This is a genomic window from Amycolatopsis sp. NPDC004169 (assembly GCF_040610315.1).
Lineage (GTDB): Bacteria > Actinomycetota > Actinomycetes > Mycobacteriales > Pseudonocardiaceae > Amycolatopsis.
The window spans coordinates 247,095-267,170 of the sequence record NZ_JBEXMD010000002.1 but is presented as its reverse complement, the minus strand read 5'-3'; the positions used below and the strand labels follow the sequence as shown (position 1 = coordinate 267,170).

Sequence of the window (20,076 nt, the reverse complement as noted above, 5' to 3'; positions counted from 1 at the left end):
TCAGTCGGGAAGGTTCGCCCTGGCCTTGACCCAGTTCGACACCGCAGAGTCACCCTGTCCGGCGAAATCGGTCACGATCCGCTCCTCGTCGAGGATGCGCTTCAAATTCCTTACGACCGCATCGCCGAAGTCGACAGGAATGATCGTGGCTTCGTGACTCAGCTCAGTCGCCAGCATCGCACTGACGATCTGGTCTGACGGCGGCAAGCTGAACCCCATGATCACGAGCTCATCAGCCCGGCGGAGCGCCTCCGCCGCCTGGCGCCAAAGAGCCCCGATCGTGTTATTCATGTAATACGGGCTCTTGATCGCTGCCGGTGGGACGATCAACGGAACTTTGTCAGCGCTGAGTGTTTCTTCATCCTCGTAGAAGGTGGAGGCCCCCTGCCCCCACGGATGGAGCCCGACATCGAACACTTGATCTCCTGCGGGACTCGATGGGCCCGAGTAACGCCAGTTCAGAGAACCATGGAGCTTCAGCAGACGCATTCCGCCGGGGTTTTCCTCGCCGAAGGGGACGGCGCCCACTCGGGAGGCGATTGGGGCAACCGGGACTGTGTAGAGATCACTCCAGCTGCGGCCCGCAGCTACGGTCAACCACACCGCTTCGACTAGCAAGTCGTAGTTGAAGGTGATGACCGTCGTCCCCGTCGCTTGCCAGTACCTCACAAGCTGCAGCAACCAGGCTGGCGGCTGGTCACCGAGCACGCGTGTCTGCAGCGCAGACAGGACGGAATGCAGGCTTTCGGCAACATCGCTGAACGCACCGCGGTTTCGTAACCTTTGCCCGGCGGACAACCACGGCGGCTCTTCGATCAAGTAGCTCAGCCACTGCTCGAAATCGTTCACCAAGGATGTGTCTTGCCCCGGCAATGGCGGCAGACCGCGTGACTCCAGATCACTCCGGATCGCTTCCGACAGCCCGGCCAACGTTGGCATGCATTCATTGATGGCGCGGCTGAAACCAGACCCGAGCAAGTAGACAGCGGACGTCACCAAACCTCCAGAGCAACGAGGCGATGAGTGTAGGCCGCTGGTCGCGGACGCCTGAAAGCTGCCGTGGAGACCCCTCGATCCCTCCACGGCAGCCTTCGGACACCCCCTTTGTGTCCCGCGCCGCCTCCCCGCGGTGCGGGACGGGTTCCGGGAACGGGCCGCTCCTCCTTCGGCCCGCCCCGGAACCCTGGCGTCTGGACGGCTCACCTCCCCAGGGGCCGTCCGGACTTCCCCCCTCGTCAGCGATCCGGTATCCGCTGACAGGAGGAAGTCTGCCGCGCCACCCGGTGGCGAGTTGAGTGTGAGAACCCTCAATTACCCGTGGGTAGTAATACTCAAGAGGTCTTCGAGCGGCTGCGCGTCGCGGCTCGCTTGGCCGTCGTACGCGCCTTCGCGGCTCGCGAAGCCGCCGCCTTGGCCTTCGCCACGGCCGCGTTGCGCGCGTCCTCCGCCTCGGCGGCGCTCTCCTGCAGCGCCGCCAACAGGCGGGTGACGCCCTCCGCCTGCTCGGCGGCCGTCGGCTGGACGACCTCGGCGCCGTCGATCTTCGCCTGGACCAACGCCTGGAACGCCTCGCGGTAACGGTCGGGGTACCGGCCGGGGTCGAACTCGCCGGTCAGCTCCTCGACCAGGTTCACCGCGCGCCGCAGCTCGCCGGGGCGGATGTCGACGTCGGCGTGCCGGAACGGGAAGTCGGGGGTGCGCACCTCGTCGGGCCAGCGCATGGTCTCCAGCACGATCACCTGATCGTGGACGCGCAGCGCGCCGAGCGTCTCGCGGCGGCGCAGCGCGACGGTGACCAGCGCGAGCCGGCCCGACTGCTGGAGCGCCTCGCTGAACAGCACGTACGGCTTCGTGCCCGCCGGTTCGGGTTCGAGGTAGTAGCTCTTCGCGAACCAGAGCGGATCGACGTCGGGTGCCGGCGCGAACCCGCGGATGGCGATCGTGCGGCCCGGCATCGGGAGGGAGGCGAGCTCGTGGTCGGACAGCAGGACGACGTCGCCACCGGGGACGGGGTAGCCGCGGACCATCTCTTCGGGCGGCACCTCGGCGCCGTCGATCTCGCACACGCGCTTGACCCGGATTCGGCCGCCGTCGGCCTCGTGCACCTGGTGCAGCGGGATCTCGCGCTCCTCGGTCGCGCTGTACGCCTTCACCGGGATGGCGTAACTGCCGAACCCGATCGTGCCCGTCCACACTGCGCGCATCCGTGCCACCTCCGCAGCTCCCAGGCTAGACAGCGGCCGCAGCGGATCGACAGCTACAAACGGGTGTCAGGCGAGACGGATTCGCTCACACATTCGAACGACGGCGTGACTTCGTCGAGCGCCTCCGCCGAGCACCGCGAAGCGATCGCGGCCGCGCGGAGCACTTCGGTGACCACCTCGACGTCCAGCGGCGGGGCCGCGGCCAGGGCGGCCGACCCGCCTTCGACCCGGGCGGCGAGGCCGGCGAGCGCGTGGGAGATGGCTTCCTGACCGGCGACCAACTGGGCGACGACGTCGGTGAGTTCGGCCGTCGTCGCGCCCGGGCCGCCGCAGCGCAGTCCGGCGGCGAGTTCCTCGGCGCAGGAGCGCAGGTGGGTGGCGACGACGGTCGGCGGCAGCGTCAGCCGATCCTGCATCGCTCACCCCCTCGGGCCGGTCGAAGCAGCCATAGTGCCACCGCACGCGCCGTGACCGGACGCGACACACCGCCGTCCGCATATTTGACCGAGCGTTCTCGATACGGCTAGGGTTTCGATCATGTCCCGGGTCAAGGAGTTCGACGTCGGCGAAGCCTGCGACAGCGCGCTCACGCTCTTCCGGCGCCAGGGGTACGAGGCGACGTCGGTCAGCGACCTCGTCACACACCTCGGTGTTGCCAAGGCCAGCCTGTACGCCACCTTCGGCACGAAGCACGACCTCTACGTCACGGCGTTGAAACGCTACGCGGAGCGAACCGACGCGCGGGTGATGGCCCAGCTGTCGGAACCGGGCCCGGGGGTGGCCGCGGTACGCCGGCTTTTCGACGGCTACACCGCGGAAATCCTCGGCGACGAAACGAGAATGGGCTGCTTCGTCGTCAACGCGGCAATCGAGCTCCTCCCCCACGACCCGGACGTCGCCCGGCTGGTGGAACGCAGCTGGGACACCCTCGAGATCGCCCTCACCATGGCGCTGGAGCGCGCGAAGGCCCAAGGCGAGCTCCCGGACGGCAGCGACCCGGCGACGCTGGCGCGTTTCCTGCTCACCGTGCTTCAGGGACTACGGGTCCTCGGCAAGGGCACCGACGCCGCGAGCCGGGTGCACGCGGCCGTCTCGCAGGCCATGCGCCTGCTCATTCAAGACTGATCGGACCAGAAAGAAGGTACACGATGGGGGCACGTTTTGCGGGCAAGGTCGTCCTGGTGACGGGCGGCGGCTCGGGCATCGGGCGGGCGACGGCGCGAGCGTTCGCCGGCGAAGGCGCCACGGTGGTGGTCGCCGGGCGGGACGAGCAGCGACTGGCATCCGCGGTCGCGGAAATCGGCGGTGACGCGAGCGCGGTGACGGTCGACGTGACCGACTCCGCGGACGTAGCGCGGATGGTGGAAACGGTCGTCGCGCGGCACGGCGGGCTGGACGTCGCGTTCAACAACGCGGGCATCCTCGGCTCGCCGGCGGCGGCCGCGGATCTCGACGAAGACGACTTCGGCGCGGTGCTGGGCACGAACGTCACCGGGACGTGGCTGTGCCTCAAGCACGAGGTCGCGCACATGCGGGCGCACGGCGGCGGCACGATCGTCAACATGGCGTCGAACATCGGCGCGCACGGGCGGCTGCCGAACATGGCGGCCTACGCGGCATCGAAGGCCGCGGTGAGCGCGCTGACCAGGACGGCGGCGCGCGACCACATCGCCGAGGGGGTGCGGATCAACGCCGTCAGCCCGGGCGCGACCGACACGGACATGTCCCGTCGTCCCGGCGAGACGGACGCCGACCGGGCCGCACGGCTGAAGGGCGCGATCCCGCTGGGCCGGGTGGGTGCCACCGCCGAAGTGGCCGCCGCGGTGCTGTGGCTGGCTTCGGACGAAGCCGCGTTCACCGTGGGGCACGACCTGGTGGTCGACGGCGGCGCGACCGCTTGAGCGGCCCCACCCGGGCCCGCGGATGAGGGCGGGCCGGATCTTCCTCCGGCGCGAATTCACGACTCACGGTTGCGCATGGTGACGATTCCTCTCTCGGGCGGGAACGGACGGTGCACGGCTGGGGCTCAGGACTCGCGGTTGCGCACGGCACGTCTCCTTCCGGCGCGCGGACGGACAGCCGGTCGACGGTTCAGGACTCGCGGTTACGCACGGCGCTCTCCTTCCGGATGCGGATGAACGGGCCACAGCGGCTCAGCACTCGCGATTACGCACAGCGGCCTCCTTCCAGGCGCAGGTGAGCAAGGGGGCACGGGTTCAGGACTCGCGATTGCGCACAGCGGTCTCCTTCCGAGCGCGGATGAGAGGGGTTACTGGGCTCAGGACTCGCGATTGCGCACGACGGCCTCCTTCCGAGCGCCGGTGGACGGGACACAGCGACTCACGACTCGCGGTTACGCACAGCGGTCTCCTTCCACGCGCAGGTGAACGGGGAGCACGGACTCAGGACTCGCGGTTGCGCATGACGGCCTCCCTCCGGCGGTTCGCGCGGACTTCGGGACTCGGGGGCCTCAGGACTCGCGGTTGCGCATGGCGGCGGCCTCCCTTCACTGCTCCGAACGTGTGGCAATCATCGATCGCGGCCGCCCGGTGTGGTGGGGTGGATGCGGATCGTCGGATCACCCAGGGGAGTTGCACCGCCTTGAGTATGGACGGCGCCCGTCCGGCCCAACCCCGCGCGGGACGGATCCGTGGGGCGCTGAACCCTGCTCACTGGACGCTCTGGCAGCAGCGCGGGCCGCTGATCTTCTACTGCTTCCTCGTCGAGTCGGTCGCGCTGGTCGCCACCGGCTGGACGGCCGTCGAAACTCCCCTGCGCGGGTGGGACCTCGCCGTCTTCGGGGTGCTCGCGGGGCTCGGCGTGCTGCAGGCCGAGCTGGGCCGGAAGATCGAACGCGTCCGACGTCTGGTGTCCGACACCCCGCACATCAACCTGACGTCGGTCTGGACGTTCGCCGGCGTGCTGCTCCTGCCGCCCGCGCTGGTCACCGCGCTGATCGCCGTGCTCTACACGCACCTGGCGACGCGCAGCCTCGCGCGGATCAAGCGCGTCCCGCCGTTCCGGACCACGCTGAACGCGACGCTGGTCGTCATCACCTGCTACTCGGCCGAGTTCGTCCTCACCCGCCTCGGCATCCCGGACATGTACGCGGCGCTGACCGCCGGCTGGCGCGGCGTCACGGCCATCACGCTGGCCGCGGTGACGTACTTCCTGGTCGCGGCGATCACCATCGTCCCGGCGCTGACCATCACGAAACGCACGGTCAAGGCGTTCTTCGGCGGGCTCGGCGACAACCTCCTCGAGGTCGCGACGCTCTGCCTGGGCCTGCTCACGGCGTTGACACTGGCGACGCTGCCGGCGCTCGCCGTCGCGATCGTGCCGCCGCTGCTCGTGCTGCACCGGGCGGTGCTGATCAAGCAGCTGGAGATCGCCGCGACGACCGACGAGAAGACCGGCCTGTTCAACACGACCGGGTGGCACCTGCTCGCGTCACGCGAACTGGCGCGCGCCCAGCGGAGCACGCGCAGCACGTTCGGCGTGCTGATGATCGACCTGGACTACTTCAAGCTGATCAACGACGAGCACGGCCACCTCGCGGGCGACACGGTCCTGCGCGCGGTCGCGGCGACGATCAAGAGCGCGGTCCGCGACTACGACTCGGTCGGCCGCTTCGGCGGCGAGGAGTTCGTCGTCCTGCTCCCGGACATCGGCCCGGCGGCGGTGCTGGCGGTGGCCGAGCGCATCCGCTCGGCGATCGAGGCCCTGCGCGTCGAGTACGAGGACGGCACCACGATCCGCGCAATCGACGGCCTGTCCGCGTCGATCGGCGTCGCCACCTACCCGGACGGCGGAACGGCCGTCGACCGCCTGCTGCAGGCCGCGGACAAGGCCCTGTACCGAGCCAAGGACGCAGGCCGCAACCAGGTGGTCGACGGCACGGCGATCGCCTAGGACGCCGCCGGTTCCAGCCGCCGTTCGAAGCTGCGGGCTCCCGCAGCTTCGAACAACCCGTCCCTCAGGACGCTGCGGCCAGCACCGCCTGTTCCACCTCGCGGCGCCAGCCCGGTTCGATACGTCCGCTTCTCGGTGTCACCGCGAACGAGTCCACCACCGCTCCGCCCAACGTCGACGCCTTCGCCCACCGGACCTCCGCGTCGCACCTGCGCAACGCCCCTGCCACGCGGAACAGCAGCCCGATCCGGTCGGCCGCGCGCAGCTCCAGCACCACCGTGTCCGGGCCCGTTGTCTCGTCGTCGAACCACAGCACCTTCGGGGCCACCGGGGCCGGCGATCCGTAGTCGCGCTCCTTCGCCGCCAGGCGCTGGGTCAGCGGTAGCGTTCCCGCCACCGCCCTGGCGAACTGCTCGCGCAGCAGCGTTGCGTCCGGCAGGGAGCCGAACTTCGGCGACGCCGTGAACACCCCCGCCCGGCCGCCGTTGTGGCCTCGCAGGACCGCCGAGTGGACCTCCAAGCTGTTCAACGCCAGGACGCCCGCCGCCGGGGCCAGTAGCTCTGCCCGGGCCGGGACCGCCAGCAGGACCGTGACCACCTTGCCCTGCGCACTGATCCGGATTTCCCCCGTTCCCGACGCCACCGCCGCGGCCACGAGCTCACGCTGCTCGTCATCCATCGGGGTCGGCGCCGTGAAACCCTTGCCGCGCAGCACTTCTTCGCAGCCCGCGGCCAGCTCGGCCAGCAAGCGGGCCTTCCAGTCCGTCCAGACGCCGGGCCCGGTTGCCAGCGAGTCGGCCTGGGTCAGGGCGTGCAGCAGCTCGACCAAAACGAGGTCGCTGTCCAGCGTCTTCACCACCCTGGCCACCGTGGCCGGCTCGCTGATGTCGCGTCGCGTGGCCGTGTGGGGCAGCAGGAGGTGGTGGCGGACCATCGCCGACACCGTGGCCGCGTCTGCTGTGGACAGTCCGAGCCTGGTCGCGACCTGGGCCGAGATCTTGGCGCCCAGCTCCGAGTGGTCCGCTTCGCGGCCCTTGCCGATGTCGTGCAGCAGCGCGCCGATCAGCAGCAGGTCCGGTCGCGGCACCGTGGTCGTCAGCTTGGCCGCCTCGACGCAGGTGCGGATCAGGTGCCGGTCGACCGTCCACTGGTGCACCGGCGAGCGCGGCGGCAGGTCGCGGACCGCGCCCCACTCCGGGAACAGCCGGGACCACAGCCCCGTCCGGTCGAGGGACTCGACCGCGTCGACCAGGCCCTCGCCCGCGCCCAGCAACTCGACCAGCGCGTTCAGCGCCTCGGCCGGCCACGGGGCACGCAGCTCCGGTGCCGACTCGGCCAGCGCCTTCAGCGTGCCGAGCGCGATCGGCTTGCCCGTGCGGGCCGACGCCGCCGCCACCCGCAGCAGCAGCGCCGGGTCCTTCGCCGGGACCGCGTCGCGGGCCAATGCCACCTCGTTGCCGTGCAGCACCACGTTTTCCGCCAGCGGCGTCCGGGCGGGACGCCGCCCGAACCGGGCCCGCGGCGGGTCCACAGTGGACCGCAGGGCCACGTCCAGCGCGTACGCGATCGTGCGACCCGCTCCGGAAAGCTTGCGGGCCAGCGTGAACCGGTCGCCGAAGCCGAGCTCGGCGGCCACCAGGTCGGCTTCCGGCGCCGACAGGATGTCCCGTTCACGCCGGATTTCACGCCGCAGCTCGGTGCGGACGTCGAGCAGGAGCCCCTTCGCTTCCAGGAGTTCCTCGCCAGGGCGCGCGGTGAGCTGCGCCGCGGCGAGGGCCTCCAGGACGGCGAAGTCCCGCAGCCCGCCCCGGCCGTGCTTGAGGTCCGGTTCGGCGGACTGCGCGATTTCGCCGCTGCGGGACCAGCGCTGCCGGACCGCCGCCGTCATTTCCGGGATCTGCTTGCGCGCCGTGCGCCGCCACTGGTCCCGCGCCGCGGACGCCAGGCGGCCGGTCAGCTCGGCGTCCCCGGCGAGGTGCCGGGCGTCGAGCAGGCCCATGGCCACGCGCAGGTCTTCCGAAGCGACCTTCAGGGCCTCACCCGGCGTGCGGACCGAGTGGTCGAGCCCGACTTTCGCATCCCACAAGGGATACCAGAGCGCGTCCGCGATCTCGCCGACGCCGCTGTTGCCGTTGTGCACCAGCAGCAGGTCGAGATCGGAGAACGGCACCAGCTCCCGGCGGCCGAGCCCGCCCACGGCGACCAGCGCGACACCCGGTTCCGCGGTGTCGACGCCGGCCGCCGAGGCTCCCCTGCTCAGCCAGAACTCGTAGAGGTCGACCAGGGCCGCCCGCAGTGCGGACGCCCCCAGTCTCCCGTGCCTGCCCTCGAGCAACCGCTCGGTGGCCTTGACCAGTTCGCCCCCGTCGGCCATCCCGTACGCCCTAGAGAGCGTCCGTGCCGCGCTCGCCGGTCCGTACGCGGATCACCGTCTCGACCGGGGTCACCCACACTTTGCCGTCACCGATCTTGCCGGTGTGCGCGGCCGTGGTGATGGCGTCGAGCACCTTCTCCACTCCTGCGTCGTCGGTGACGACCTCGATCTTCAATTTGGCCACGAAGTCCACCGAGTACTCCGCGCCGCGGTAGACCTCGGTGTGGCCCTTCTGCCTGCCGTAGCCCTGGACCTCGCTGACCGTCATGCCCAGCACGCCCAGCTGCTCCAGCGCGGAGCGGACGTCGTCCAGCGTGAACGGCTTGACAATCGCCGTGATGAGCTTCATGCCTTGCTCTCCTCGAGTTTCGCGGCCGGGGTGGACTTGACCGGAATGGTGTTCGGCGAGCCGAGGCCGCCGCCCGTCCCGGTGAAGTCGTAGGCGCTTTCCGCGTGCTGCGCTTCGTCGATGCCGCTGACCTCGTCCTCGGTGCTGACGCGGAAGCCGCCGGCCTTCTTGATCACGAAGCCGATGATGAAGGACAGCACGAAGGAGTACGCGAGCACCGCACCGGCAGCCGCGGCCTGACGACCCAGCTGGGTGAACCCGCCGCCGTAGAACAGGCCGTCCGCGCCCAGCGAGTTGACGCTCGTGGTGCCGAAGAAGCCGATCAGCAGCGTGCCGACGATACCGCCGACCAGGTGGACGCCGACGACGTCGAGGGAGTCGTCGAAGCCGAACTTGAACTTGAGCGAGATGGCGAGCGCGCAGAGCGCACCGGCGATGAGGCCGATCGCGATGGCCCCGAGCGGGCTCACGAAACCACACGCCGGGGTGATGGCCACCAGGCCGGCGACCGCGCCGGAGGCCGCGCCGAGGGTGGTCGGCTTGCCGAACTTGATCTGCTCGATCAGCAGCCAGCCGAGGACGGCCGCGGCGGTGGCGACGGTGGTGTTGGTGAACGCGACGGCGGCGAGGTCGTTGGCGGCCAGCGCCGAACCGGCGTTGAAGCCGTACCAGCCGAACCACAGCAGCGAGGCGCCGAGGAGCACGAACGGCACGTTGTGCGGACGCCCGGTGTCCTTCGGCCAGCCCTTGCGCTTGCCGAGCACGATCGCCAGCGCGAGACCCGCGGCACCGGCGTTGATGTGGACCGCGGTACCACCGGCGAAGTCGAGTGCCTTGAGGTTGTTGGCGATCCAGCCGCCGACCGCGTTCTCGCCGACGAAGCCGTTGAAGGAGAACACCCAGTGCGCGACCGGGAAGTACACGACCGTCACCCAGATGACGACGAAGAGCGTCCAGCCCCAGAACTTCGCGCGGTCGGCGATGGCGCCGGAGATCAGCGCGGGCGTGATGATCGCGAACATCAGCTGGAACATCACGAAGGCGAGCACCGGCAGCGCGTCCGAGCCCGGCCACGCGACGGCGGGCGAGGTGTCGGTGGCGGCGACCGCGAACCCGGCGAGCTTGCCGAAGGTGTTTTCGAGGCCGGCGAAGTGGAAGTTACCGACGAAGCCGCCGAAGGCGTCGTCGCCGAAGGACATCGAGAAGCCGTACAGGGCCCACAGCACCCCCACGACGGCCAACGCGATGAAGTTCATCATCAGCATGTTCAGGACGCTCTTCGCGCGGACCATGCCGCCATAGAAGAACGCCAGTCCTGGGGTCATGAGCATGACCAGCGCGGCGCTGGCCAATACCCACGCGGTGTCTCCTGCGTTCAGCACAATCGTCCTCCCGTGCCCTGGGTTCGTGCGTTGGCAGTTTTGGCTCGCGGTGTTTCACGGGGCGGCGCGTGAGGTTTCACCCGCGTGAACTGTCCGCGCCCGGTTGTTACGGCCAGGTTTCCCGGACACCCTCCTCAGGTGTCCGGTTGCGAAACGTCGTGGTCGAATACCTCCATGACAGCCGCCGGTCACGGGAATGACCCACTGCCACCCCCGGTCGTCGCGGCACTGCGGTGTTCGGTGTGCGGCGACCCGATCGGCGCAGCGGGACGCACGCTGCGTTGCGATAACGGCCACTCTTTCGATCTAGCTCGGCAGGGTTACGTGAACCTGTTGCACGCGCGAATCCCGGCCGGAACGGCGGACACCGCCCCGATGGTCGCGGCCCGTGCCGACTTCCTCGCGTCGGGTGCCTACGCGCCCCTCGCCGACGAGCTGGCCCGCGTCTGCGCGGACGCCGACGGCCTCGTCGTCGACGCGGGAGCGGGCACCGGGTACTACCTCGCCCGAGTGCTCGAGACGGCGGAGGCGTTCGGCCTCGCGCTGGACGTCTCGGCGGTCGCCCTGCGGCGGGCGGCGCGCGCCCACCCGCGGCTGGGCGCGGCGGTGTGGAACCTGTGGGAGCCGTGGCCGGTCGGCGACGGCGTGGCGTCGGTCGTGCTGAACGTCTTCGCCCCGCGCAACGGGCCGGAGTTCCACCGCGTGCTGCGGTCCGGCGGCCTGCTGGTCGTCGCCGCGCCGGCGCCGGACCACCTGCGCGAGCTGGGAGACCTCGTCCTGGCCGTCGACGAGCGCAAAGACGAGCGACTGGACGCCACCCTCGGCGAGTACTTCACGCGCACCGGCCGCACGGCGGTCCGGCGCGAGGTGGAGCTGACGCCGCGGCAGGTGCGCCAGGCGGTCGAGATGGGCCCGGCCGGGTTCCACCTGGACCGCGACGGCCGCCGGGAGCGCCTGGACGCGGTGCGGGAGCCGCAGGTCGTCACGATCTCGTTCACCGTCTCGACGTACCGGCGGCGCCCGGATCTGGAACGGTGAACCGGTGAAGCCCGACTGGACCGCGTCCGCGACCCGGCTCGCGGACGCGGAGTGGGTCCGGGCCCGCATCGGCGGCGCGGCGAAGCTGTACGGCTGCGCGCGGCCCGAGGTGCTCGGCACGATCTGGTGGTACTCGCTCTCGTCGGTCCTCGTGGCGCCGGCGATCGAAGGCCTGGTGGCCGGGACGCCGGTCGACCCCTCGCTGGACGCCGTGGAGCTCGACCTCGTGGCCGACGGGCGGTTCCTCGGCGCGCGGTCCACCCGGCGGCTCGACGGCGGCCTCCCGGAGGTGGGCGCCGCCCTCGCCACCGCGCTCGGCACCGCGATCACCACCATCGCCGCGGTCTGCGGGGCCCGGGAGCGGGCGCTCGGGGCGATCGCCACCGACTCGATCGCCAACCGGCTGCTGTGGACACCCGATCCGGAGCGCGCGATGGCGCTCGCCGAGCCCCTGGTCGAAGCGATCGGACTGGGCCTGCCGAAGCCGCGCTTCGTCCGCGTCGGCCGCACCCCCGCCGTACGCCGTGCTTCGTGCTGCCTGATCTACGAAGTCGGCAACCCCAAGTGCGTCAGCTGCCCGCGTCAGACGCCCGAAGAGCGCGAAGCCCGGCTTCGCGCCGCCCTGGGTTAGAGGATCGCCAGCTCCAGCGCGGCGAGCCGCTCCGGGTCGGCGATGACGTCGATGCCGGTGACGCGGTCGTCGTCGACGCGGAACGCCAGCACGACCGCCGCCCGCCCGTCGCGCACCATGACCAGGCCGGGGACGCCGTCGACCAGGACGAGTTCGCTGGCCCGGGCCCGCTCGGACGCCAGGATCGCGCCGCGGCGCACGCTCTCGACGCCGCGGAGCTCGATCGGCGCCGGGCTCGGGCCGACGAACCGGTCGGCGTGCAGCACGACGTCCGGGTCGAGCAGGGCCAGGAGCGCTTCGAAGTCGCCGCCGCGCGACGCCGCCAGGAACGCTTCGACGACCTTCCGCCGCCGGGGCAGGTCCGCGTCCGCCGCGGTGCCGCCCTGCACCCGGCGGCGCGCCCGGCTGGCGAGCTGCCGGGTGGCGGCCGGGGTCTTGCCGAGCACCGGCGCGATCTCGTCGAACGGCACGGCGAACATGTCGTGCAGCACGAAGGCGACGCGCTCGGCCGGCCCCAGCGCGTCGAGGACGACCAGCAGGGCCAGCCCGACGGTGTCGGCCAGCTCCGCCTCCTGCTCGGGGTCGCGGCGGTCGTCGTCCGGCTCGGGACGGGTGTCCAGGGGCTCCTCGCGGTGGTTGCGGCGCGTGCGCAGCAGGGACAGGCACACCCGGGCGACCACGGTGGTCAGCCAGGCCGGGAGGTTGTCGATCCCGGTCGTGTCGGTGCGGTGGAACCGCAGCCACGCCTCCTGGACGGCGTCGTCGGCTTCGGCCGCCGAGCCCAGCATGCGGTAGGCGACCGCCCGCAGCCGCGGGCGCTCCAGCTCGAACCGCTCGGTCAGCGCGTCCACCGTGTCCTGTTCCTTCCGTTCGCCGGTCGTAGGAGTAGACCCCGTGGCGGCCGCCGGTGTGACCGGAACGGACGTGATCTCGGTCATCCGGCCGCGCGGCGCAGGACGTCGGCGAGCAGGGCCGCCGGCTCGGACACCGGACCCGGCAGCCGCGCCAGCACCACCCGCCGCCGCTCGGCCGGGCCACCGCGCACGTCCAGCACCCGCACCCCCGGCGGCACCGCCTCGGTCAGCGACGCCGGCAGCGTCGTCAGCCCGCAGCCGGCGGCGACCAGGTTCAGCTTCGCCAGCCAGTCGCGGGCCGTGTGGGCGATCTCGGGCCGCTCGTCCAGCCCCGGCCAGACGCCCATCAGCGTCTCCTCCCCCGCCGACGGCCCGGCGATCCAGCGCTGCCCGCGCAGGTCGGCGACGTCGACCGGGCCGGCGCCGGCCAGCGGGTGCCCGGACGGCACGGCGAGGCGGAGGTTGCGCTCGGCCAGCGTCTCCAGGTGCAGCGCCGGCGTCTCGGCGTCCGGCGGGCGGAACGGCGGGACCGAGCCGAGCACGGCGAGGTCGAGCGTGCCCGCCCGCAGCGCCCGGACGAGGACCGGCGTCGTGCCCTCCCGGGTGGCGACGGTGACCCCCGCGTGCGTGCGCCGCAGTTCGGCGACGGCGCGGGGCACCAGCACCGCGCCCGCGCTGGGGAACCAGCCGAGGCGGACCGTCCCGGCTTCGGCGGGCAGCCCGGCCAGCTCGCGCCCGGCGGCGTCGATCTCGCCGAGCACCGCGATGGCCCGGCGCAGCACGACCGCCCCGGCGGCGGTGAGGCGGACGCCGCCGGGGTGGCGCTCCAGCACGGGCGTCCGCGCCACCCGTTCGAGGGACGCGATCTGCCGGGAGACCGCCGACTGCGTGTAGCCCAGCGCCGTCGCGGCCGCGGTCAGCGTGCCGCGCTCGGCGACCTCGCGGAACACGCGCAGGGCGACCAGGGAGACGTCACCGAAGTCCATGACGTTCACGCATACCAGGCTTGCTCAATTCTCGCTTTTCGCATGGCTGCGGCGGACCTAGCGTGGCCGGTATGACACGTATCGCGGTAGTGACCGGGGCCAACCAGGGCCTCGGCTTCGCCCTCGTCCGCGGGCTCGCCGCCCGGCTCGCTCCCGAAGACCTCGTCCTGCTCACCGGCCGCGACGCCGGGCGGGTGGCCGCCGCGGCCGCCGAGGTCGCCGCCGATCCGGCGACGCGCAGCCGGGTCGAAGGGCGCGTCCTCGACGTCTCCGACGCGGCCGCGGTGGCCCGCTTCGCCGAGCCGGCCGACATCGTGCTCTCCAACGCCGTCGGCCCGCTCGATCCCGGCCGCCCGCAGGCCGAGCAGGCCGACGTCTTCCTCGACGTCGCCAACGGCGGCACCCACGCGGTACTGCGGTCGTTCGGTCCGGTCCTGCGGCCGGGCGGGCGGCTGCTCGTCGTGGCCAGCTCGCTGGGCACCCTCGACCACCTGCCCGAGCCGCTGCGGCCGCGCTTCGACGGCGTCTCCCTGGACGACGTCGAGAAGGCGGTCGAGGACTGGCGCGCGGCGATCCACGACGGCACGGCCGCCGCGCAGGGCTGGCCGGAGTGGATCAACATCCCGTCGAAGGTCGCCCAGGTCGCGGCCGTGCGCGCGGTGGCGGCCGAGCGCCGGGACCACGACCTCGCCGACGGCACCCTGGTCGCGGCGGTCTGCCCGGGCCTGATCGACACGCGGGCGTCCCGGCCGTGGTTCAGCGACTTCAGCCAGGCCCAGACGCCCGACGAGGCCGCGCGGGCGGTGCTGGACCTGGTGTTCGCCGACGTCGATCCGGCGACCTACGGCGAGCTGGTCCGGTTCGGCCGCGTCCTGCCGTGGACGGGGGCCTGACCTGTCAGAGGACGCAGAACTCGTTGCCTTCCGGATCCGCCAGCACGAAGTGGTCGGGGCGGCCGTCCAGCCGGTGCTCGTGCAGGACGGTCGCGCCCGCGGCGGTCAGCCGGGCGATCGCCTCGACGACCCGCTCCCAGCGTGTCTCCCACGGCACCTCGCGGCCGCCACCGGCCTGGACGTCCAGGTGGACGCGGTTCTTCGCCACCTTCGCCTCGGGGACCTTGAGGAAGCTCAGGCTCGGCAGGACACCCTCCGGATCGGTCAGGTACGCGCCGTCGTCCCACTCCTGCTCGGGGACGCCGTTCTGCTCGAACCACGCCTCCCAGCTCGCGAACCCCGCCGGGGGCGGGCGTTCGATGTAGCCGAGGGCCACCGCCCAGAACCTCGCCAGCGCGCGGGGGTCCGCGCAGTCGATCGTCACGCTCCAGCGCACCGTCACGGGGTGGAGCGTAGCCGCGCCCACGGCCTGGGAGGGCGTGTCATCCGGGGGATGCTGCGGTTACCGTGGGCTGCGATGAGTGAACGCAGCTGGGGCTTCCGCACCCGCGCCCTGCACGCGGGCGGTACGCCCGATCCGGCGACCGGGGCGCGGGCCGTGCCGATCTACCAGACCACGAGCTTCGTCTTCGAAGACGCCGCCGACGCCGCGAACCTCTTCGCGCTGCAGAAGTACGGCAATATCTACAGCCGGATCGGGAACCCGACCGTCGCCGCCTTCGAGGAGCGGATCGCCAGCCTCGAAGGGGCCATCGGCGGGGTGGCCGCCGCGAGCGGGCAGGCCGCCGAGTTCCTCACCTTCAGCTCGCTCACCGAGGCCGGCGACCACATCGTCTCCGCCGGTGGGCTCTACGGCGGGACCGTCACCCAGCTCACCGGCACGCTCCGGCGCTTCGGCGTCGAGACCACCTTCGTCAGCGGCGGGATCGACGACTACGCCGCCGCGATCACCGACCGGACGCGGCTGCTCTACACCGAGGTGATCGGCAACCCCGGCGGCGGCATCGCCGACCTCGCCGCGCTGGCCGACCTCGCGCACGCCCACGACCTCCCGCTGGTCGTCGACGCGACGCTGGCCACGCCGTACCTGTGCCGCCCGATCGAGCACGGCGCGGACATCGTGCTGCACTCGGCCACGAAGTTCCTCGGCGGCCACGGGACGACGCTCGGCGGGATCGTCGTCGAATCCGGGAAGTTCGACTGGGGCAACGGGAAGTTCCCGCGGATGACCGAGACCGTCGACAGCTACGGCGGCCTGCGCTACTGGGAGAACTTCGGCGAGTACGCGTTCTGCACCCGGCTGCGCGCCGAGCAGCTGCGGGACATCGGCGCGGTGCTGTCGCCGCACTCGGCTTTCCTGCTGCTGCAAGGGGTCGAGACGCTGCCGCAGCGGATGGACGCCCACGTCGCCAACGCCAGGACGGTCGCCGAGCACCTCGAAGCCGACCCGCGCGTGGCCTGGGTGTCCTACGCCGGGCTGCCGTCGCACCCGCACCACGACCTGGCCCGTCGTTACCTGCCGTCCGGGCCGGGCGCGGTGTTCTCCTTCGGCATCGACGGCGGCCGGGCCGCGGGCGAGAAGTTCGTCGAGTCGGTGGAGCTGCTGTCGCACCTGGCGAACGTCGGGGACGCGCGGACGCTCGTCATCCACCCGGCGTCGACCACGCACGCGCAGCTGTCGGAAGAGCAGCTCGCCGCCGCGGGGGTCGGGCCCGACCTGATCCGGCTGTCGGTCGGGCTGGAGGACGTCGAGGACATCCTCTGGGACCTCGATCAGGCGCTGGGCAAGGCGGTGGCCGGATGACCCACGACGTGCGTGCCGTCGAGCGGCGCGCGATCCTGACCAGGACGAAGTCGGTGACGCTGGTCGGCGCGTCGGCCAACCCGGCCCGGCCGAGCTACTTCGTCGCCACCTACCTGCTCTCGTCGACGCGGTACGAGGTCAACTTCGTCAACCCGCGCCTGGACACGTTGTTCGGGAAGCCGGTGTACGCGTCGTTGAAGGACCTCCCGGGCGAGCCGGACCTGGTCAGCGTGTTCCGCAAGCACGACGACCTGCCCCAGGTCGCCGAGGAGGTCATCGACGCCGGCGCCCGGACGCTGTGGCTGCAGCTCGGGTTGTGGCACGAGCCGGTGGCCGACCGGGCGCGGGCGGCCGGGCTGGACGTCGTGATGAACCGGTGCGTGAAGATCGAGCACGCGCGGTTCGCCGGCGGGCTGCACCTGGCCGGGTTCAACACGGGCGTGATCAGCTCGCGGCGGCCGTCGGCGCCGTAGGGAAGAGAACGGCCGTTCCCGCGGTTGCGCACGATATGACTTTGGGGATCACGTTCTCCGGCGGCCCGACCGCCCTCCTGGAACTCGGCGGCGTCCGGCTGCTCACCGACCCGACCTTCGACCCGCCCGGCGACCACCCGAGCGGTGCGCGCGTGCTGGTCAAGACCGAGGATTCGGTGCTGACCGAAGACGCGATCGGGGTGGTGGACGCCGTCCTGCTGTCGCACGACCAGCACCCGGACAACCTGGACGACCGCGGCCGCGCGTACCTGGCGACGGTGCCGTTGACGCTGATCACGCCGAGCGGGGCTTCGCGGCTCGGCGGAACGGCCCATGGGCTGGAGCCGTGGGAGTCGACGCAGGTGGGCCCGCTGACGGTGACGGCGGTGCCGGCGCTGCACGGGCCCGAAGGGGCTTCGGCGGTCACCGGAGATGTGACCGGGTTCGTGCTGACCGGCGACGGGTTGCCGACGGTGTACGTGAGCGGGGACAACGCGTCGGTCGACGTGGTGCGGGAGATCGCGGGGCGGTTCCGGGTGGACATCGCCGTGCTGTTCGCCGGGGCGGCCCGGACACCGCTGTTCGACGGCGCGCCTCTGACGCTGACCAGCGTTGACGCAGCCGAGGCGGCGAAGGTGCTGGACGCGGCGAAGGTGGTTCCGCTGCACTTCCGCGGCTGGGGGCACTTCAGCGAAGGGCCGGACGTGCTGCGGGAGGCGTTCGAGGCGGCCGGGCTGGCGGACCGGCTCGTGCTGCTGGAGCCGGGGCAGCACGCGGAAGCCTGACGGCGCCGTGAGAGGGTGGCGGCATGGCCAAGCCGACTCCGCTGCAGTTCCGGAACATCCTCGTCGCCGTCCTCGCGGCGGCGGGTTTCGTCTGGAGCGTCGTGGTTGGGCTGCCCTGGTGGGTGAGCGCCCTCGTCGGCTGTGCCTGCGTCCTGTCGCTCGCCTCCGCCTACCTCAACCGCCCCGGCGCGAACTGACGCTGCGCCATGGCGACGATCTGGGGTGTCCACAACGACCAGCCGCAGCTGGACCTGGTCGGGAACGGGTTCGTCTCGATCGGCTGGGACGACCTCGGTGACCTCTCGGATCTGAAGGACGACCGCGAAGAAGCCAAGGACCGTGTCGCCCGCGGGCTCCCGGACCTGAAACCGGGAGCCGTCCCGGTCACCGCCGGGACGCTGCTGTCGTTCCGGCACCGGATGCAGGTCGGCGACCTGGTGATCTACCCCTACAAACCGGACAGCACCGTCAACTTCGGCCGCATCACGGGTGACTACCACTTCCAGGCCGGCGCCTCCCTCCACGCGAGCCGTCGACCGGTCGAGTGGCTGCGAACCGGCGTTCCCCGGACGACCTTCTCGCAGAGCGCTCGCTACGAGATCGGCTCGGCCGTCACGGTTTTCCAGGTCAAGCGGCACCGGCAGGAGTTCCTCGACTTCCTGCAGGGCCTGCCGGCGTCGGCGGCTTCCGCCGCGGCCGGGGCCGAACCGGAAGCCGCCGCCGACGAAGCGGCCGAGCAGCCGGATGCCGAACGGATCGAGACCTACACCCACGACTTCGTCATCGACACGCTGATGAAGGAGCTGGAAGGCGTCGAATTCGAGCACTTCGTCGCGCACCTGCTCGGCGCGATGGGGTACCGGACGGAAGTGACCAGCCCGTCACGCGACGGCGGCTACGACGTGATCGCGTCGCACGACCCGCTCCTGCTGAAGCCGCCGATCATCAAGGTCCAGTGCAAGCGCACGACCTCGTCGATCGGCCGCCCGGAGGTGCAGCAGCTGACCGGGGCGCTGGCCGCCGGCGGATCCGAACTCGGCCTGTTCGTCACGTTGGGCAGCTACTCCGCCGACGCGCAGCACGAAGAACGGCACCGCCAGAACCTCCGGCTGATCAACGGCAGGCAGCTGGTCAAGCTGATCTTCGAGCACTACGAGAAGTTCAGCCTCGAGTACAAGCGGCTTCTTCCGCTGCGGCCGGTCTACGTCGTCGACCGGACCGTGAGCTAGCTGCCCGCGATCACCGGTTCGGTGCAGCGCCACACCCGGCGGGTGCCGCGAGACGGCTCCTGCGACTCGTCATGCACCGCCGTGAACCTTTCGCGTGTCCTCCCCGACTGAACATGGGAAGGAGGGCAGATGAGCGATGAACTGCTGATCGTGCGGTGCCAGCTGGGCGAGCGCGACGCGTTCTCCGAGCTGGTGCACCGCTGGCACGGGACAGTCGAACGCTACGTCCGGCGGATGCTCGCCGGCCCGGACGACGACGTCGTGCAGGAAGTGTGGCTGGCGGTGTTCAAGGGCCTCCCCAGACTGCGGCAGCCCGAACGGTTCCCGCCGTGGTTGTTCACCATCGCCCGCCGCGCCGTGACGAACAGGCTGCGTGACGCCTACGGCCAAACCGCAGCCGAGCCCGACGCGCCGGAGGAGCCGTCCGGCCCGGCCGAGGTCGACGCGCTCGCTGACCGGGAGGTGCTCGCCGACGCTTTGGGCGCGCTGCCGGTCCGGGAACGCGAGGTGTTGCTGCTGTTCTACCTCGAGGACCTCTCCCTGGAGGTGTGTGCCCAGATCTGCAGCGTGCCGGTCGGCACGGTGAAGTCGCGGCTCAACCGGGCCCGGAGGCTGCTGCGGGACGAATTGACTCGGAAGGAGTACGAGGCATGACGCCGGAAGAGGTGGTCGAGCGGCTCGAGCAGCCGCTGTCGCTGCGGCGACGGGTGGGTTACGTGATCGTGGCACTGGCGGGGCTGCTGGGCAGCGGCGTGGTCGGGCTGTTGTGGGCCACCGAGCCGGGGCTTCCCCCGCGCACCAAGGTCGCGTTCGCCCTGCTCGTGGCGATCGGGGTGGGCTGGGCGACGTTCGGCACTTGGGCGGTGACGCGCCGGGCCCCGCTGTTCGCCCGCGACCGCGTGGTCGCCGCCTGGCTGGGGATCGTGGCCTGGCTGTTGTTCACTGTCGGCGCGCTGGTCATCACGACCTTGCGGCACCGCGTCGAGCCTGAACTCCTTCTGGTGGTGCTCGTGCTCGGCGGCGTCGCGGTGGTGGGGCTGCGCGCCGCTCGCCGCAATCGGGCAGCGCTCCTCCGGCGCCGGGAGCAGCTGAGCCGGCGTCCGGAATAGCCGGTGGCACGCCGATCCCGGCGACGCGCGTGCAGCTGGCCGGCGTGTCACCG

At 71.5% G+C, this 20,076-nt stretch carries 22 protein-coding genes; 13 read left to right on the top strand and 9 right to left on the bottom strand.

Going from position 1 to position 20,076, the window contains the following annotated elements:
* From ABZX11_RS03915 to ABZX11_RS03905, 3 genes are all read right to left on the bottom strand, one after another.
* Positions 1 to 996 carry a hypothetical protein gene (locus ABZX11_RS03915; RefSeq protein ID WP_354909631.1) on the bottom strand — a complete coding sequence of 332 codons (996 nt, stop codon included), beginning with the start codon at positions 994 to 996 and terminating at the stop codon, positions 1 to 3.
* Positions 997 to 1,331: 335 nt separating this feature from the next.
* Positions 1,332 to 2,204, bottom strand: a complete 873-nt coding sequence (locus ABZX11_RS03910; protein ID WP_354909629.1) for a Ku protein — start codon at positions 2,202 to 2,204, stop codon at positions 1,332 to 1,334.
* Positions 2,205 to 2,257: 53 nt separating this feature from the next.
* Positions 2,258 to 2,620 carry a hypothetical protein gene (locus ABZX11_RS03905; RefSeq protein ID WP_013223841.1) on the bottom strand — a complete coding sequence of 121 codons (363 nt, stop codon included), beginning with the start codon at positions 2,618 to 2,620 and terminating at the stop codon, positions 2,258 to 2,260.
* Positions 2,621 to 2,741: 121 nt separating this feature from the next.
* Here ABZX11_RS03905 and ABZX11_RS03900 point away from each other — a divergent pair, with 121 nt between their 5' ends.
* The 3 genes from ABZX11_RS03900 to ABZX11_RS03890 all read left to right on the top strand — a co-directional run bounded on the left by ABZX11_RS03900 (position 2,742) and on the right by ABZX11_RS03890 (position 6,116).
* Positions 2,742 to 3,329 carry a TetR/AcrR family transcriptional regulator gene (locus tag ABZX11_RS03900; protein WP_354909626.1) on the top strand — a complete coding sequence of 196 codons (588 nt, stop codon included), beginning with the start codon at positions 2,742 to 2,744 and terminating at the stop codon, positions 3,327 to 3,329.
* A gap of 23 nt (positions 3,330 to 3,352) precedes the next feature.
* Positions 3,353 to 4,105: a glucose 1-dehydrogenase gene (locus tag ABZX11_RS03895; RefSeq protein WP_354909624.1), complete on the top strand. Its 753-nt coding sequence runs from the start codon at positions 3,353 to 3,355 to the stop codon at positions 4,103 to 4,105.
* Positions 4,106 to 4,811: 706 nt separating this feature from the next.
* Positions 4,812 to 6,116 (top strand): GGDEF domain-containing protein, encoded by a 1,305-nt coding sequence (locus tag ABZX11_RS03890; protein WP_354909854.1) that lies wholly within the window; start codon positions 4,812 to 4,814, stop codon positions 6,114 to 6,116.
* A gap of 64 nt (positions 6,117 to 6,180) precedes the next feature.
* On the opposite strand, the gene ABZX11_RS03885 is transcribed toward ABZX11_RS03890, so the two are convergent.
* From ABZX11_RS03885 to ABZX11_RS03875, 3 genes are read right to left on the bottom strand one after another with little or no spacing between them, the layout of a single operon-like run.
* A complete protein-coding gene (locus ABZX11_RS03885; RefSeq protein ID WP_176172179.1) occupies positions 6,181 to 8,490 on the bottom strand; it encodes a [protein-PII] uridylyltransferase in 2,310 nt (769 codons plus the stop codon).
* Positions 8,491 to 8,500: 10 nt separating this feature from the next.
* Entirely contained in the window at positions 8,501 to 8,839 is a 339-nt protein-coding gene (locus ABZX11_RS03880; protein ID WP_354909621.1) for a P-II family nitrogen regulator, read from the bottom strand.
* Positions 8,836 to 10,221 carry an ammonium transporter gene (locus ABZX11_RS03875; RefSeq protein WP_162146240.1) on the bottom strand — a complete coding sequence of 462 codons (1,386 nt, stop codon included), beginning with the start codon at positions 10,219 to 10,221 and terminating at the stop codon, positions 8,836 to 8,838. Before ABZX11_RS03875 ends, ABZX11_RS03880 begins: the two co-directional genes overlap by 4 nt.
* Before the next feature lie 174 nt (positions 10,222 to 10,395).
* Between ABZX11_RS03875 and ABZX11_RS03870 the strand changes: the two genes are divergently transcribed.
* Positions 10,396 to 11,259 carry a putative RNA methyltransferase gene (locus ABZX11_RS03870; protein ID WP_354909618.1) on the top strand — a complete coding sequence of 288 codons (864 nt, stop codon included), beginning with the start codon at positions 10,396 to 10,398 and terminating at the stop codon, positions 11,257 to 11,259.
* A gap of 4 nt (positions 11,260 to 11,263) precedes the next feature.
* Complete coding sequence (locus ABZX11_RS03865; protein ID WP_354909616.1) at positions 11,264 to 11,890, top strand: (2Fe-2S)-binding protein; 627 nt, start codon at positions 11,264 to 11,266, stop codon at positions 11,888 to 11,890.
* Here the strand turns inward: ABZX11_RS03865 and ABZX11_RS03860 are convergent.
* Positions 11,887 to 12,741 (bottom strand): sigma-70 family RNA polymerase sigma factor, encoded by an 855-nt coding sequence (locus ABZX11_RS03860; RefSeq protein ID WP_354909613.1) that lies wholly within the window; start codon positions 12,739 to 12,741, stop codon positions 11,887 to 11,889. The two genes, ABZX11_RS03865 and ABZX11_RS03860, sit on opposite strands and share 4 nt — an antisense overlap.
* A gap of 83 nt (positions 12,742 to 12,824) precedes the next feature.
* Positions 12,825 to 13,730 (bottom strand): LysR family transcriptional regulator, encoded by a 906-nt coding sequence (locus ABZX11_RS03855; RefSeq protein WP_354909851.1) that lies wholly within the window; start codon positions 13,728 to 13,730, stop codon positions 12,825 to 12,827.
* Between the two features lie 71 nt (positions 13,731 to 13,801).
* Between ABZX11_RS03855 and ABZX11_RS03850 the strand changes: the two genes are divergently transcribed.
* Positions 13,802 to 14,623, top strand: a complete 822-nt coding sequence (locus ABZX11_RS03850) for an SDR family NAD(P)-dependent oxidoreductase (RefSeq protein WP_354909610.1) — start codon at positions 13,802 to 13,804, stop codon at positions 14,621 to 14,623.
* Positions 14,624 to 14,627: 4 nt separating this feature from the next.
* Here ABZX11_RS03850 and ABZX11_RS03845 read toward each other — a convergent pair whose 3' ends face one another.
* On the bottom strand, positions 14,628 to 15,065 hold the full coding sequence (locus ABZX11_RS03845) for a VOC family protein (RefSeq protein ID WP_176172185.1): 438 nt from the start codon (positions 15,063 to 15,065) through the stop codon (positions 14,628 to 14,630).
* A 75-nt stretch (positions 15,066 to 15,140) separates the two neighbouring features.
* Between ABZX11_RS03845 and ABZX11_RS03840 the strand changes: the two genes are divergently transcribed.
* From ABZX11_RS03840 to ABZX11_RS03810, 7 genes are all read left to right on the top strand, one after another.
* A complete protein-coding gene (locus ABZX11_RS03840; protein ID WP_354909608.1) occupies positions 15,141 to 16,427 on the top strand; it encodes an O-acetylhomoserine aminocarboxypropyltransferase/cysteine synthase family protein in 1,287 nt (428 codons plus the stop codon).
* Positions 16,424 to 16,900 carry a CoA-binding protein gene (locus ABZX11_RS03835; RefSeq protein ID WP_354909605.1) on the top strand — a complete coding sequence of 159 codons (477 nt, stop codon included), beginning with the start codon at positions 16,424 to 16,426 and terminating at the stop codon, positions 16,898 to 16,900. The genes ABZX11_RS03840 and ABZX11_RS03835 overlap by 4 nt, the downstream gene beginning before the upstream one ends.
* Positions 16,901 to 16,935: 35 nt before the next feature.
* On the top strand, positions 16,936 to 17,685 hold the full coding sequence (locus ABZX11_RS03830; protein ID WP_176172188.1) for an MBL fold metallo-hydrolase: 750 nt from the start codon (positions 16,936 to 16,938) through the stop codon (positions 17,683 to 17,685).
* Between the two features lie 23 nt (positions 17,686 to 17,708).
* The gene (locus ABZX11_RS03825) at positions 17,709 to 17,882 is read left to right on the top strand and encodes a hypothetical protein (RefSeq protein ID WP_176172189.1); all 174 of its coding nucleotides are present in this window, start codon (positions 17,709 to 17,711) and stop codon (positions 17,880 to 17,882) included.
* Positions 17,883 to 17,891: 9 nt separating this feature from the next.
* Positions 17,892 to 18,914 carry a restriction endonuclease gene (locus tag ABZX11_RS03820; RefSeq protein WP_354909602.1) on the top strand — a complete coding sequence of 341 codons (1,023 nt, stop codon included), beginning with the start codon at positions 17,892 to 17,894 and terminating at the stop codon, positions 18,912 to 18,914.
* A gap of 129 nt (positions 18,915 to 19,043) precedes the next feature.
* On the top strand, positions 19,044 to 19,568 hold the full coding sequence (locus ABZX11_RS03815) for a sigma-70 family RNA polymerase sigma factor (protein ID WP_354909599.1): 525 nt from the start codon (positions 19,044 to 19,046) through the stop codon (positions 19,566 to 19,568).
* The gene (locus tag ABZX11_RS03810; protein ID WP_354909597.1) at positions 19,565 to 20,023 is read left to right on the top strand and encodes a hypothetical protein; all 459 of its coding nucleotides are present in this window, start codon (positions 19,565 to 19,567) and stop codon (positions 20,021 to 20,023) included. Before ABZX11_RS03815 ends, ABZX11_RS03810 begins: the two co-directional genes overlap by 4 nt.
* Positions 20,024 to 20,076 lie beyond the last annotated feature (53 nt).